Below are 13,094 nucleotides of genomic sequence, written 5' to 3'. Positions count from 1 at the left end.
AGGAAAAGGTGAGGAGCGCCGATGGCGCTCACCTTCCAAAGCGGTCGGTCGCTTCCACCAGTTCGTGCAGGATGCCCGGCTCGAACGCGGAATGGCCGGCGTCCTGCACGATGTGCAGCTCGGCCTCCGGCCAGGCACGGTGCAGGTCCCAGGCGCTGCGCAGCGGACAGACCACGTCGTAGCGCCCCTGCACGATCACCGCCGGGATGTTGCGGATGCGGTCGACGTTGCGCAGCAGCTGGTCGTCGTGCTCGAAGAAGCCGCCATTGACGAAGTAGTGGCATTCGATGCGGGCGAACGCCAGCGCGAATTCGTCCTCGGCACTGGATTCGATGTGCGACTTGTCCTGCCACAGGAAGCTGGTGGCGCCCTCCCATACCGACCACGCACGCGCCGCGTCCGTACGGATCTTCGCGTCCTCGCTGGTCAGGCGACGATGGTAGGCGCTCATCAGGTCGCCGCGTTCGACTTCGGGTATCGCGGCGAGATAGGTTTCCCACGCGTCCGGGTACAGCGCGTCGCAGCCCCTCTGGTAGAACCATTCCAGCTCGGCGCGGCGCAGCATGAAGATGCCGCGCAGCACCAGCTCGGTGACCTTGTCCGGATGCGTCTGCGCATAGGCCAGCGCCAGGGTCGAACCCCACGATCCGCCGAACACCTGCCAGCGATCGATGCCCAGGTGCTCGCGCACGCGTTCGATGTCGGCGACCAGGTCCCAGGTGGTGTTGTCGGTGAGCTCGGCATGCGGCGTCGACTTGCCGCAGCCGCGCTGGTCGAACAGCACGATGCGGTAGATCGCCGGATCGAAGAAGCGCCGGCATTTCGGATTCGTGCCGCCGCCCGGGCCGCCATGCAGGAACACCACCGGCTTGCCGTTCGGGTTGCCGCTCTGCTCGTAGTACAAGGTGTGCAGCGGCGACACCCGCAGCATGCCGCTGTCGAACGGCTCGATTTCGGGATACAGCGAACGCAGCAGCGGCGACGGCATGAGGGCTCCTCGTGATCAACGAACAGCCGTCGAGATTAGCATGGGCGCAGTTTGAGCCTTGAACCGGTGCCTGCGGGAGCCTGAAAACTCACGAGCTCTCGGTGAACAGCTTGCCGGGGTTGAGGATGCCCCGTGGGTCGAACACCTTGCGCACGCCCCGCATCAGGGCGATTTCCGCCGCACTGCGGGTGCTTTCGAGATAGGCCCGCTTGACCAGGCCGATGCCGTGTTCGGCCGAGATGCTGCCGCCGTGGCAATGCAGGGTGTTCGCCAGCAGCCGGGTGACTTTCTCGCAGCGGGCAAGAAAGGCCGGCTCGTCCAGGTCGTGTGGCCGCAGCACGTTGATGTGCAGGTTGCCGTCGCCGATGTGGCCGAACCAGATCACCTCGATGCCGGGGTATTCGTTCGCCAGCAAGGCCTGCATCTCGCACAGGAAACCCGGCACCGCGCTGATGCGCACCGACACGTCGTTCTTGTACGGCCGTCGCGGCGCCAGGCTTTCGGTAATCCCTTCGCGCAGGCGCCACAACGCAGCCGCCTGGGCCTCACTCTGGGCGATCACGCCATCGCTGACCCAGCCCCGCTCCAGCGCCTGCCCGAACACGCCCAGCGCGGCTTCCCGTTGCTGTTCGTCGACGGCATCAAACTCGGTGACCACGTAATACGGGTGCTCGCCATCGATCGCCCGCTGCGCCCCGTGCGCCAGCACGTGCTGCAACGCCTGGTCGGTGAAGAACTCGAACGCCTGGAGGGACAGCTGCGCGCGGAACAGGGCGAACACTTCCATCAGCGCATCCATGTCCGGCAGCGCCAGCAGCATCACCTGTGACGGCAGCGGCGGATCGGTCAGCTTCAGCGTCGCCTCCACCACGATGCCCAGGGTGCCTTCCGAACCGATCAAAAGCTGGCGAAAATCGTAGCCGCTGGAATTCTTGACCAGGCCGCGGTTGAGTTCGAGCAGGTCGCCGCCGCCGGTCACCACCTTCAACCCGGCGACCCACTCGCGGGTGTTGCCATGCCGGATCACCCGGATGCCTCCGGCATTGGTGGCGATGTTGCCGCCGATCGAACACGATCCGCGGGCGGCGAAATCGACCGGATACAACAGGCCGTGCCCCCGCGCCGTCTCCTGCACCTGCTGCAGGATCATGCCCCCCTGCACGGTCAGCGTGCGATCGACCGCGTTGAAATCCAGCACCCGGTTCATCCGTTCCAGGCTCAGCACCAGCTCCCCGTTCGCCGCCACCGCGCCACCGGAAAGACCGGTGCGCCCGCCCGAAGGCACGATCGCCACGGCATGCTCGTTCGCCCAGCGCACGATCACCTGCACCTCGTCCACCGTGGCCGGCAACGCGATCGCCAGGGGGGCGGGAATCCAGCGGCGGGTCCAGTCGCGTCCGTAATGTTCGAGGTCGCCTGCGGCCGTGAGCAGGCGCAGCTCGGGCAGACGACATGACAGGTCGGCAAGACGGGGATCGGACATGCTTCGGCTCCAAGTGTCCGCAAAGACTGCCAGCCGCACGCTGGCGAGTCCAGTGTTGCGGTGCCGCAAATCCTCGCCTACTCTGGCCTGACCCGCCTCTCACTCCCAGGGAACGAACCATGCAGACTTCCTACCCCCGCCAGGACATCAAGGTATTGCTGCTGGAAGGGGTCAGCGCCAGTGCGGTCGACGTGTTTCATCGGGCGGGCTACAGCCAGGTCGAACTGCATGCGAAGTCGCTGCCGGAAGCCGAGCTGAGACAACGCATCAGCGACGCGCACATCGTCGGCATCCGCTCACGCACCCAGCTGACCGACGAGATGCTTGGCCACGCCAAGCGGCTGATCGCCGTGGGCTGCTTCTGCATCGGCACCAACCAGGTGGACCTGGGCGCCGCACGCAGGGCCGGCGTGCCGGTGTTCAATGCGCCCTACTCCAATACCCGCAGCGTGGCCGAGCTGGTGATTGCCGAGGCCATCATGCTGCTGCGCGGCATTCCGCAGAAGAATGCGCAGTGCCATCGTGGCGGCTGGTCCAAGTCGGCCAGCGGCAGCTACGAAACACGCGACAAGGTGCTGGGCATCGTCGGCTACGGCCACATCGGTACCCAGGTCGGCGTGCTGGCCGAAAGCCTGGGCATGCGGGTGATCTTCCACGACATCGAGACCAAGCTATCGCTGGGCAACGCCCGTGCCGTAGCCAGCCTGGACGACCTGCTCGAGCGTTCCGACGTGGTCACCCTGCACGTGCCGGAAACCCCGGCCACGCAGCTGATGATCCGCCAGGAACAGCTGGCGAGGATGCGCGCGGGCGCAATGCTGATCAACGCCTCGCGGGGCAGCGTGGTGGATATCGACGCGCTGGCCGCGACGCTGCGCGACGGCCACCTGGCCGGCGCCGCGGTAGACGTGTTCCCGGTCGAACCGAAGGGCAACGATGACCCGTTCGTGTCGCCGCTGCTGGGCATGGACAACGTGATCCTGACCCCGCACATCGGTGGCAGCACGCTGGAGGCGCAGGACAACATCGGCATCGAGGTGGCCAGCAAGCTGGTCCGCTACAGCGACAACGGCTCGACCCTGTCGGCGGTGAACTTCCCCGAAGTCACCCTGCCCGAACATCCGCACAGCCGCCGCCTGCTGCACATCCACCGCAACGTGCCGGGCACGCTGTCGCGGATCAACGAGCTGTTCTCGGCCGGCAACATCAACATCGACGCCCAGTTCCTGCAGACCGACAGCGAAGTGGGCTACGTGGTGATCGACGTCAGCGCCGACGAGGCACAGGCCAACCAGCTGAAGTCGCAATTGGCCGCGATTCCGGGCACCTTGCGCAGCCGGGTGCTGTATTGAGTGAGGCGGGGAACGGGGAACAGGGAATGGGGAACAGATGCGAAGCGGCGATGCTCTGCCGTTCCCCGTTCCCCGTTCCCCGTTCCCCGTTCCCAACAAAAAAGCGCCCAAGGGCGCTTTTTTAATTTCTTGCCAATTGGTCGGGGCGGCCGGATTCGAACCGACGACCCTCTGCCCCCCAGGCAGATGCGCTACCAGGCTGCGCTACGCCCCGACGAAACGGCAAGCTGGCAAGTCTAGCAGCTTGCACGGCATGTTCGGAAGCCTTCAGCGACGCAGCAGGGTCAGAACTTCTTCCAACTCCATCCGCACCTGACGCACGATCTGGTGCGACATGCTTGCTTCCATCCGGGCCTGCGGGCCCTCCAGCCGCGCGCGCGCGCCGGTGATGGTGAAACCCTCGTCATACAACAGCGAGCGGATCTGGCGGATCATCAGCACGTCGTGGCGCTGGTAGTAGCGACGATTGCCGCGACGCTTGACCGGGTTGAGGGCCGGAAACTCCTGCTCCCAGTAACGCAGGACGTGGGGCTTCACACCGCACAACTCGCCGACCTCACCGATGGTGAAATAGCGCTTGGCCGGGATGGCAGGCAGTTCGGTGTTATTCCCTTGATCCAGCATAGCCCTCGACTCTTACCTTGAGTTTCTGTCCCGGTCGGAACGTCACCACGCGGCGGGCGGAGATCGGAATCTCCTCGCCGGTCTTGGGATTGCGCCCTGGTCGCTGGTTCTTCAGGCGCAGGTCGAAATTGCCGAAACCGGACAACTTCACCTGCTCGCCGTTTTCCAGCGCTCCGCGAACGACCTCGAAATAGGCGTCCACGAATTCCTTAGCCTCACGCTTGTTGAGGCCCACATCGAGGAATAGCCGCTCGGCCATTTCCGCCTTGGTCAGCGCCATCTCATCCTCGCAACTTCGCCTTGCATGTTTGCTCCAACGCAGCTATCGCTTCTCGTACGCAACGGTCCGCGTCGTCGTCAGTAAGGGTGCGTGAAGCGTCCTGCAAAATCAAGCCCATAGCGAGACTTTTTCGGCCTGCTTCGACCCCCTTGCCGCTGTAACGGTCAAACAGCCGCAGTTCCTTCAGCCGCTCGCCCAGCGTGCTGCGAACCACCTGCCCGATCTGTGACCAGGGCGCCGTTTCCGGCACGTCGATCGCGATGTCGCGACGCACCAGCGGGAAGCGTGGCACCGCTCGCGCCTGCGGCACGCGGCGTTGCAGCACGGGCTCCAGCGCCAGTTCCAGCACGTGCACGTCAGCACCCAGGTCCAGCGTCCTGGCCAATTGCGGGTGCAACGCGCCGAGATACCCCACCGTCTCGCCATCGCGGGCCACCCGGGCAGCGCGTCCGGGATGCAGCCAGTCCGGCAGGCCGTCGGCATGCACCGACCAGCGCTGCGGCTCGCCACCCCAGGCGATCAGGGCGTCGAGGTCGCCCTTGAGGTCATGGAAATCCAGCGCCCGCGAAGGCTCGCCCCATTGCTCGGCACGCGCGTTGCCGCAGGCCACGATGGCCAGGCTGGGAGTTTCGAGCGGAGGATCGCCGGCGGCAAACACCCGCGCCACCTCGAACAGGCGCACCCGCTCCTGTTGGCGTGCGCGATTGTGGCGCAAGGCCTCGATCAACCCGGGCAGCAGCGATGGCCGCATCACCGCAAGGTCGGCGGACAGCGGGTTGGCCAGCGGCACCAGGTTCTGGCTGAAACTCCAGCTTGCCAGCAGCTCGGCCGCCACGAAGGACAGGTTGACCGCTTCGTGATAGCCGCGAGCGGCCAGTTGCTCGCGCAAGGCCAGCTCGTTGATCCTTGCCTCCGGCTCAACCGCCAGGGTCAGCGCGCCAGCCGGCGTGGCCGTGGGGATGTTGTCGTAGCCGAAGATCCGGGCGACTTCCTCGACCAGATCCTCCTCGCGCTCGATGTCGAAGCGGCTGCTCGGAGCGGTGACCTGCCAGCCTTCGGCCACCGTCACCACCTGCATGCCCAGGGCGATGAAGATGCGCGCGACCTCGGCATCGGCCACCGCGACACCCAGCACGCGTTGCAGGCGCGCACGGCGCAAGGTCACCGCCGCCGGCGTCGGCAGGTCGGCCAAGTTCTCCGCCACCAGCACCGGCCCGGCCTTGCCGCCGGCGATCGCCAGCAGCAGTTCGCTGGCACGTTCCAGCGCACGCCGCGGCAACTCCGGGTCGACGCCGCGCTCGAAGCGGTGCGAGGCATCGGTGTGCAGACCCAGCTTGCGCGCGCGGCCCATGATGGCGGCCGGCGCGAAGTGCGCGGATTCCAGGAAAATGTCGACCGTGGTGTCGGTGACCCGCGAATCGTGGCCGCCCATCACGCCAGCCACCGCCAGACCCTTCGCCTCGTCGGCGATCAGCACGAAACCCGGATCGAGCTTCGCCTCGCTGCCATCGAGGATTTTCAGCGTCTCGCCTGCGCGGGCGTGGCGCACCACGATGTCGCCTTCGAGTGCCTCATTGTCGAACGCGTGCATCGGCTGGCCCAGCTCCAGCATCACGTAGTTGGTGACGTCGACCACCGCGCTGATCGGACGCAGGCCGGCACGGCGCAGGCGCTCGGCCAGCCACAGCGGCGTGCGCGCGGCCGGGTCGATGCCTTCGATGATGCGACCGAGGTAGCGCGGCGCATCCTTGCCGGCCTCCAGGCGGATGCCACGGCGCGCTTCGCTGGTGACCGGCACGCTGACCTGAGCCGGCACCTTCACGGCGCTCCCGAAAAGAGCGGCCACGTCATGGGCCAGACCGACCAGGCCGAGGCAGTCCGGACGGTTCGGGGTGAGCTTCAGCTCGAAGCTGGCGTCAGGCAGTCCCAGGTAATCCGCCAATGGCTGGCCAATCGGTGCGTCCAGCGGCAGCTCCAGCAAGCCCGACGCATCGGCATCGATGCCCAGCTCCTTCGCCGAGCACAGCATGCCGGACGATTCGACGCCACGCAGTTTCGCCGCCTTGATGGAAATGTCGCCGGGCAGCTTCGCACCGACCATCGCCAGCGGCACCTTGATGCCCACGCGCGCATTCGGCGCGCCGCAGACGATCTGCAGCGGCTCGCCCTGCCCCGCCTCCACCTTGCAGACCTGCAGGCGATCCGCCTCGGGATGCTTTTCCGCGGCGACGATCTCAGCCACTACCACGCCTGCCAGGTCGTCGCCCAGCGGCGTGAGCTCTTCCACTTCCAGACCGGCCATGGTCAATGCATGGGCCAGTTCGGCTCGGTCAGCCTGCACATCCACCAGTTCGCGCAGCCAGTTTTCGGAGAATTTCATGTTTGAAGTCCGGGAGTGGGGAGTAGGGAATGGGGAATCGGAAGATCGCAGGCCGCTGCCTTTACCATTCCCAATTCCCTATTCCCGATTCACTTCTCAGGCAAACTGCCTGAGGAACCGCAGATCGTTGTCGAAGAACGCCCGCAGGTCGGAAACGCCGTAGCGCAGCATCGCGAAGCGCTCCACGCCGAGCCCGAAGGCGAATCCGGTATAACGCTCCGGGTCGATGCCGCAGTTCTTCAGCACGTTCGGGTGGACCATGCCGCAGCCCAGCACCTCCAGCCAGCGCGTCGAGCCATCCTCGGCGTCCCAGCGGATGTCCACCTCGGCCGACGGCTCGGTGAACGGGAAGTAGCTGGGACGGAAGCGCATCTCGAAATCGCGCTCGAAGAATGCACGGATGAATTCGGCCAGCGTGCCCTTGAGGTCGGCGAAACTGGAGGTTTCATCGATCAGCAATCCCTCGATCTGGTGGAACATCGGCGAATGGGTCTGATCCGAATCGCTGCGATAGACCTTGCCCGGCGCGATGATCCGGATCGGCGGCTGGCGACCGGCCATCGAGCGGATCTGCACCGGCGAGGTGTGCGTGCGCAGCAGGCGGCCGTCGCCGAAGTAGAAGGTGTCGTGCATGGCGCGCGCCGGATGATGCGGCGGGAAGTTCAGTGCCTCGAAGTTGTGCCAGTCGTCCTCGATCTCCGGACCGTCGGCACGCTGGTAGCCCAGTCGCGCGAAGATCGCGCTGATGCGCTCCAGCGCGCGGGTGATCGGGTGGATGCCGCCGCGCTCGCCGTCGCGCCCGGGCAGGCTGATGTCGAGCTTCTCGGAGGCGAGCCGACGTTCCAGCTCGGCCTGCTCCAGCACCCGCTTGCGCACCGCCAGCGCATCGGCCAACTGCTCCTTGACCCGGTTCACCTCGGCGCCACGCGCCTTGCGCTCGTCCGGCGCCAGTGCACCGAGCGTCTTCAGCGCAGCGGTGACGATGCCGCTCTTGCCCAGCAGGCCCACGCGCAGCCCCTCGAGCGCATCCAGCGTGTCGGCCTTGTCGATATCCATCAGCGCTTTTTCAGCGCGGCTGTCCAGATCGTCCATAGTGATGCACTTCTCGCTGCTTCCACTTCCCTTTCAGGGAGAGGGTGGGTTGAGGAGCCACTCTTGCGTTGTCGCCTGACCGGAGCACGCTCCGGTTGAAGTCAGGGCAAGTACCCGTACCCTCACCTCGGTCCTCTCCCAAGGTGGGGAGGAGGCAACCGCAAAAAACCTTTATCCAAACGAAAACGGGGAGGAGGCTGTGGCCTCCTCCCCGCTTGCTTTACATCATATCGTGCTGGCGCAGGAGCGCCCGACGATCAAGCAGCCAGACTGGCCTTTGCTTTCTCGGCGATCACACCAAAAGCCTTGATGTCGTGCACGGCGATATCGGCGAGAACCTTGCGGTCCACCGTGATGCCGGCCTTGGAGAGGCCATTGATGAGGCGGCTGTAGGACAGGCCGAACATGCGAGCGGCGGCGTTGATACGCACGATCCACAGGGCACGGAACTGGCGCTTGCGCTGCTTGCGGCCGATGTACGCGTACTGGCCAGCCTTGATGACGGCCTGGTTGGCTACGCGGAAGACCTTGCGACGGGCATTGTAGTAACCCTTCGCGCGGCCGATGATTTTCTTGTGGCGACGACGGGCGGTGACGCCACGCTTTACACGAGCCATGGTCTATCTCCTTACAAGTAGGGCAGCATGCGAGCCACGCCGGGCGCATCACACGCCTTCAGGTGGTTCGGTGCACGGAGACCACGCTTCTGCTTGGTCGACTTCTTGGTCAGGATGTGCGACTTGAACGCGTGACCGCACTTGATCTTGCCCGATGCGGTCTTGCGAAAACGCTTCGCAGCCGCCCGGTTGGTCTTGATCTTGGGCATGGAATGCTCCTTGAGTGGGACGACTCCGATGTGGACGTCCCGGTTTCTGACTGATCTGGCGGTGACCCCGAGAGCCACGCTTTCCGTCCTGCCATGATCGGTGCACGACCCATCCAGGCGGGTCGAACCCGTGATCATACGGGTTCAAAAAGCCAAATACCAGCACGAAGTGCTGACCATGGCCTCCTCTCCCTTCGGGAGAGGATCGAGGTGAGGGTGCGGAGTTCGCCCGCAGTTCATGGAAACGACGCCTGTAAGCCCAGCGACACGAAGAGCATCGCCCGCCAGCGAACTCCCACAAAGGCAAGCAGCCTATTTCTTCTTGGGCCCGATCATCATGACCATCTGGCGGCCTTCCAGACGCGGGAAGGACTCGACCTGGCCGTTCTCGCCGATGTCTTCCTGGATCTTCTTGGCCAGGTTCTGGCCCAGATCCTGGTGCGACATCTCGCGACCGCGGAAGCGGATGGTGACCTTGACCTTGTCGCCCTCTTCCAGGAAGCGGAGCATGTTGCGCAGCTTGATCTGGTAGTCGCCCACGTCCGTGACCGGACGGAACTTCACTTCCTTGATCTCGACCTGCTTCTGCTTCTTCTTGGCGGCTTGCGCCTTCTTCTGGGCTTCGAACTTGAACTTGCCGTAATCCATGATGCGGCAGACCGGCGGATCGCCGTTGGGCTGGATCTCGACCAGATCCATGCCGGCTTCCTGCGCCAGCGCCAGTGCCTCGTCACGGGTCAGGATGCCAAGCTGTTCCGCATCGGCACCAATGACACGCACCCGCGGCACACGGATTTCCAGGTTACGACGATTGCCCTTGTTGTCGGTGGTTGCGATACCACGATCCTCCAGAAGAAGTAATGTCACTGACCGCCAGGGCTGAGCGTTTTCGCTCAGCGCCGGGTTTCGGTCTCCAGTCGCTCGATGAAATCGGCCAGCTTCATGCTGCCCAGGTCCTCACCGGAACGGGTACGCACAGAAACCGACCCCGTTTCTTTCTCGCGGTCACCGACCACGAGCAGGTACGGCACTTTCTGCATCGTATGTTCGCGGATTTTATAGCCGACTTTCTCGTTGCGCAAATCCGATTGTACCCGGAAACCTTTGTCGACAAGGGTTTGCGTGACTTCGCGGACATAATCGGCCTGCGCGTCGGTGATATTGAACACCACCGCCTGCACCGGCGCCAGCCAGGCCGGCAGCAGGCCGGCGTGGTGCTCGATCAGGATGCCGATGAAGCGCTCCATCGAACCCACGATGGCCCGGTGCAGCATCACCGGATGCCGCTTGTGCGAGTGTTCGTCGACGTATTCGGCGTCCAGCCGCTCCGGCATCATGAAATCGACCTGCATGGTGCCGACCTGCCAGGCGCGACCGATCGAGTCCTTCAGGTGGTACTCGATCTTTGGCGCGTAGAACGCACCCTCACCCGGCAGCTCCTCCCACGCCACGCCGGCGGCACGCAGCGCATTGCGCAGCATTTCCTCGGTGCGATCCCAGAATTCGTCCGAGCCGATGCGCTTTTCGGGGCGCAGCGCCAGCTTGATCGCCAGGTCGGTGAAGCCGAAGTCGGCATAGACCTTCATCGCCTGCAGATGGAACGCGGTGACCTCCGCCTCGACCTGCTCGGGCGTGCAGAAGATGTGGCCGTCGTCCTGGGTGAACGCGCGCACGCGCATGATGCCGTGCAGCGCGCCGGACGGCTCGTTGCGATGGCAGCCGCCAAACTCGCCGTAGCGGATCGGCAGCTCGCGGTAGCTGTGCAGGCCGGTGTTGAACACCTGTACGTGGCCGGGGCAGTTCATCGGCTTCAGCGCGAAGGTGTGCTTCTCCGACTCGGTGAAGAACATGTTCTCGGCGTAGTTGTCCCAATGGCCCGAGCGCTTCCACAGCGACACGTCCAGCACCATCGGGCAACGCACCTCCTGGTAGCCGCTCTTCTTGTACACGCCGCGCATGTACTGCTCGACCTGCTGCCAGATCGCCCAGCCGTTCGGGTGCCAGAACACCATGCCGGGGCTTTCCTCCTGCTGGTGGAACAGGTCGAGCTGCTTGCCGATCTTGCGATGGTCGCGCTTCTCGGCCTCTTCCAGCTGGAACAGGTAGGCCTTCAGATCCTTGTCGTTGAGCCAGGCGGTGCCGTAGATGCGGCTGAGCATCGCGTTGTTGGAATCGCCACGCCAGTACGCGCCGGCCACCTTCATCAGCTTGAACGAGTGCAGCTTGCCGGTGTTCGGCACGTGCGGACCGCGGCAGAGGTCGGTGAACTCGCCCTGCGAATACAGCGACAGGTCCTGGTCGGCCGGAATGCCTTCGATGATCTCGGCCTTGTAGTTCTCACCCAGGCCGCGGAAGAACGCCACCGCCTCGTCGCGCGACTTCACGCTGCGGGTCACCGGCAACTGCTCGGCGACGAGCTTGTGCATCTCCGCCTCGATCTTCGGCAGGTCGTCCGGGGTGAACGGGCGCTCGTAGGCGAAGTCGTAGTAGAAGCCGTTGTCGATCACCGGACCGATGGTGACCTGCGCGCCCGGGAACAGCCGCTGCACCGCCTGCCCCATCAGGTGGGCGGTCGAATGGCGCAGGATCTCCAGCGCCTCGGGGCTTTTCTCGGTGACGATCTGCAGGCTGGCGTCGTGTTCGATCGGGAAGCTGGCATCGACCAGCTTGCCGTCGACCTTGCCGGCCAGGGTCGCCTTGGCCAGGCCGGCGCCAATCGAGGCGGCCACGTCCTGCACGGTGACGGGATGGTCGAACGGCCGCTTGCTGCCGTCGGGTAGCGTGATCTCGATCATGGGAAGCGTTCTCTGAAAAGCAAAAAAGGGCATCCGCCCTTCTTCAAAAAGCACAAGGCGTGGCGGGGTCAGCGGGAGCAGCGGGTAGTTGCCATGTCGCACACTCGGCCGGCGTGACGCGGGCCACCTTGATCTTGTGGATTGGAGAAACGCTAGTTTAGCCCAAATCGGCTGTCAATCCTCCGCTTTCGGGGCGGCGCGCGCGAGGTGCGCGATAGAATGCAGCCCGATCTTCCGAGGACTTTCCATGCGCATCCTGGTTACCGGCACCGCCGGCTTCATTGGCGCCGCCCTGGCCCAGCGCCTGCTGGCACGCGGCGACGTGGTCCACGGCTTCGACAACCACAACAGCTACTACGACCCGGCACTGAAGGAAGCGCGCCTGGCCCGTTTCATCGACCACCCCAACTACAGCCACCAGCGCGCCGACCTGGCCGATGCCGAGGCGGTGGATCAGGCGTTTGCCGACTTCAAGCCGCAGCGCGTGGTGAACCTGGCCGCCCAGGCCGGCGTGCGCTATTCGATCGTCAACCCGCGCGCGTACGTGCAAAGCAACCTGGCCGGTTTCGTCAACATTCTCGAAGGCTGTCGCCACGGCGGCGTCGAGCACCTGGTCTATGCCTCCTCCAGCTCGGTCTACGGCGCCAACCGCAAACTGCCGTTCGCGGTGGAGGATGCGGTCGACCACCCGGTCAGCCTGTATGCCGCCAGCAAGAAGGCGAACGAGCTGATGGCGCACACGTACAGCCATCTGTACGGCATCCCGACCACCGGCCTGCGCTTCTTCACCGTGTATGGACCGTGGGGTCGGCCGGACATGTCGCCGATCCTGTTCGCCGACCGGATCAGCCGCGGCGAGCCGATCGACGTGTTCAACCATGGCCACCACAGCCGCGACTTCACCTATATCGACGACATCGTGGAAGGCGTGATCCGCACACTGGATCAGCCGGCCACGCCCGACCCCGCCTACGACGCCGAGCTGCCGAATCCGGGCACGTCGAACGCGCCCTATCGCGTCTACAACATCGGCAACGACCAGCCGGTGCAGCTGCTGCGTTTCATCGAACTGCTGGAACAGAACCTGGGGCGCAGCGTGGAAAAACGCCTGCTGCCGATGCAGCCCGGCGACGTGCCCGACACCTGGGCCGACGTGTCGGCGCTGCGCCGCGACGTGGGCTATGCGCCGAGCACCTCGATCGAGGACGGCGTGGCGAAATTTGCCGAGTGGTATCGGGAATACCAGGGCGCGAGGAGTGAGTGAAGAGGAGTGA

Annotated in this window: 12 protein-coding genes and 1 tRNA gene; 2 read left to right on the top strand and 11 right to left on the bottom strand. The window is 64.9% G+C overall.

Annotated elements, in window-relative coordinates; genetic code table 11:
- Nucleotides 1-28: 28 nt before the first annotated feature.
- Together pip and UU7_RS00935 are read right to left on the bottom strand one after the other, a co-directional pair.
- The gene (gene pip, locus UU7_RS00940) at nt 29-988 is read right to left on the bottom strand and encodes a prolyl aminopeptidase (protein ID WP_007804501.1); all 960 of its coding nucleotides are present in this window, start codon (nt 986-988) and stop codon (nt 29-31) included.
- Between the two features lie 88 nt (nt 989-1,076).
- On the bottom strand, nt 1,077-2,471 hold the full coding sequence (locus tag UU7_RS00935) for an FAD-binding oxidoreductase (protein WP_007804499.1): 1,395 nt from the start codon (nt 2,469-2,471) through the stop codon (nt 1,077-1,079).
- A gap of 119 nt (nt 2,472-2,590) precedes the next feature.
- Between UU7_RS00935 and serA the strand changes: the two genes are divergently transcribed.
- Nucleotides 2,591-3,823 carry a phosphoglycerate dehydrogenase gene (serA, locus tag UU7_RS00930; protein ID WP_007804496.1) on the top strand — a complete coding sequence of 411 codons (1,233 nt, stop codon included), beginning with the start codon at nt 2,591-2,593 and terminating at the stop codon, nt 3,821-3,823.
- Between the two features lie 137 nt (nt 3,824-3,960).
- On the opposite strand, the gene UU7_RS00925 is transcribed toward serA, so the two are convergent.
- From UU7_RS00925 to thrS, 9 genes are all read right to left on the bottom strand, one after another.
- Nucleotides 3,961-4,037: transfer RNA gene (locus UU7_RS00925), tRNA-Pro, on the bottom strand.
- Nucleotides 4,038-4,090: 53 nt separating this feature from the next.
- Nucleotides 4,091-4,447 carry a MerR family transcriptional regulator gene (locus tag UU7_RS00920; protein WP_007804493.1) on the bottom strand — a complete coding sequence of 119 codons (357 nt, stop codon included), beginning with the start codon at nt 4,445-4,447 and terminating at the stop codon, nt 4,091-4,093.
- Nucleotides 4,428-4,727: an integration host factor subunit alpha gene (ihfA, locus tag UU7_RS00915; protein WP_007804491.1), complete on the bottom strand. Its 300-nt coding sequence runs from the start codon at nt 4,725-4,727 to the stop codon at nt 4,428-4,430. The genes UU7_RS00920 and ihfA overlap by 20 nt, the downstream gene beginning before the upstream one ends.
- Before the next feature lies 1 nt (nt 4,728).
- Nucleotides 4,729-7,107 (bottom strand): phenylalanine--tRNA ligase subunit beta, encoded by a 2,379-nt coding sequence (gene pheT / locus UU7_RS00910; protein ID WP_007804490.1) that lies wholly within the window; start codon nt 7,105-7,107, stop codon nt 4,729-4,731.
- A gap of 96 nt (nt 7,108-7,203) precedes the next feature.
- Entirely contained in the window at nt 7,204-8,199 is a 996-nt protein-coding gene (gene pheS / locus UU7_RS00905; protein WP_007804488.1) for a phenylalanine--tRNA ligase subunit alpha, read from the bottom strand.
- Between the two features lie 257 nt (nt 8,200-8,456).
- Nucleotides 8,457-8,816, bottom strand: coding sequence for a 50S ribosomal protein L20 (rplT, locus tag UU7_RS00900; protein WP_007804486.1), 360 nt, complete (start codon nt 8,814-8,816; stop codon nt 8,457-8,459).
- Nucleotides 8,817-8,827: 11 nt separating this feature from the next.
- The gene (gene rpmI / locus UU7_RS00895; RefSeq protein WP_007512063.1) at nt 8,828-9,025 is read right to left on the bottom strand and encodes a 50S ribosomal protein L35; all 198 of its coding nucleotides are present in this window, start codon (nt 9,023-9,025) and stop codon (nt 8,828-8,830) included.
- Between the two features lie 312 nt (nt 9,026-9,337).
- On the bottom strand, nt 9,338-9,877 hold the full coding sequence (infC, locus tag UU7_RS00890; protein ID WP_082542670.1) for a translation initiation factor IF-3: 540 nt from the start codon (nt 9,875-9,877) through the stop codon (nt 9,338-9,340).
- Between the two features lie 41 nt (nt 9,878-9,918).
- Nucleotides 9,919-11,820: a threonine--tRNA ligase gene (thrS, locus tag UU7_RS00885; protein ID WP_007804482.1), complete on the bottom strand. Its 1,902-nt coding sequence runs from the start codon at nt 11,818-11,820 to the stop codon at nt 9,919-9,921.
- 247 nt (nt 11,821-12,067) lie between these two features.
- Here thrS and UU7_RS00880 point away from each other — a divergent pair, with 247 nt between their 5' ends.
- Nucleotides 12,068-13,084 carry an NAD-dependent epimerase gene (locus UU7_RS00880; protein WP_007804479.1) on the top strand — a complete coding sequence of 339 codons (1,017 nt, stop codon included), beginning with the start codon at nt 12,068-12,070 and terminating at the stop codon, nt 13,082-13,084.
- Nucleotides 13,085-13,094 lie beyond the last annotated feature (10 nt).

The organism is Rhodanobacter spathiphylli B39, from assembly GCF_000264295.1.
GTDB classification, from domain to species: Bacteria; Pseudomonadota; Gammaproteobacteria; order Xanthomonadales; family Rhodanobacteraceae; genus Rhodanobacter; species Rhodanobacter spathiphylli.
Note: the sequence above shows the minus strand (reverse complement) of the source record. Positions and strands in the feature narration are given on the sequence as shown.

Bases quoted from the DNA above. Each gene is read 5' to 3' on its own strand.
- pip (WP_007804501.1), bottom strand. From the start codon at position 988: ATGCCGTCGCCGCTGCTGCGTTCGCTGTATCCCGAAATCGAGCCGTTC.
- UU7_RS00935 (WP_007804499.1), bottom strand. From the start codon at position 2,471: ATGTCCGATCCCCGTCTTGCCGACCTGTCATGTCGTCTGCCCGAGCTG.
- serA (WP_007804496.1), top strand. From the start codon at position 2,591: ATGCAGACTTCCTACCCCCGCCAGGACATCAAGGTATTGCTGCTGGAA.
- UU7_RS00920 (WP_007804493.1), bottom strand. From the start codon at position 4,447: ATGCTGGATCAAGGGAATAACACCGAACTGCCTGCCATCCCGGCCAAG.
- ihfA (WP_007804491.1), bottom strand. From the start codon at position 4,727: ATGGCGCTGACCAAGGCGGAAATGGCCGAGCGGCTATTCCTCGATGTG.
- pheT (WP_007804490.1), bottom strand. From the start codon at position 7,107: ATGAAATTCTCCGAAAACTGGCTGCGCGAACTGGTGGATGTGCAGGCT.
- pheS (WP_007804488.1), bottom strand. From the start codon at position 8,199: ATGGACGATCTGGACAGCCGCGCTGAAAAAGCGCTGATGGATATCGAC.
- rplT (WP_007804486.1), bottom strand. From the start codon at position 8,816: ATGGCTCGTGTAAAGCGTGGCGTCACCGCCCGTCGTCGCCACAAGAAA.
- rpmI (WP_007512063.1), bottom strand. From the start codon at position 9,025: ATGCCCAAGATCAAGACCAACCGGGCGGCTGCGAAGCGTTTTCGCAAG.
- thrS (WP_007804482.1), bottom strand. From the start codon at position 11,820: ATGATCGAGATCACGCTACCCGACGGCAGCAAGCGGCCGTTCGACCAT.
- UU7_RS00880 (WP_007804479.1), top strand. From the start codon at position 12,068: ATGCGCATCCTGGTTACCGGCACCGCCGGCTTCATTGGCGCCGCCCTG.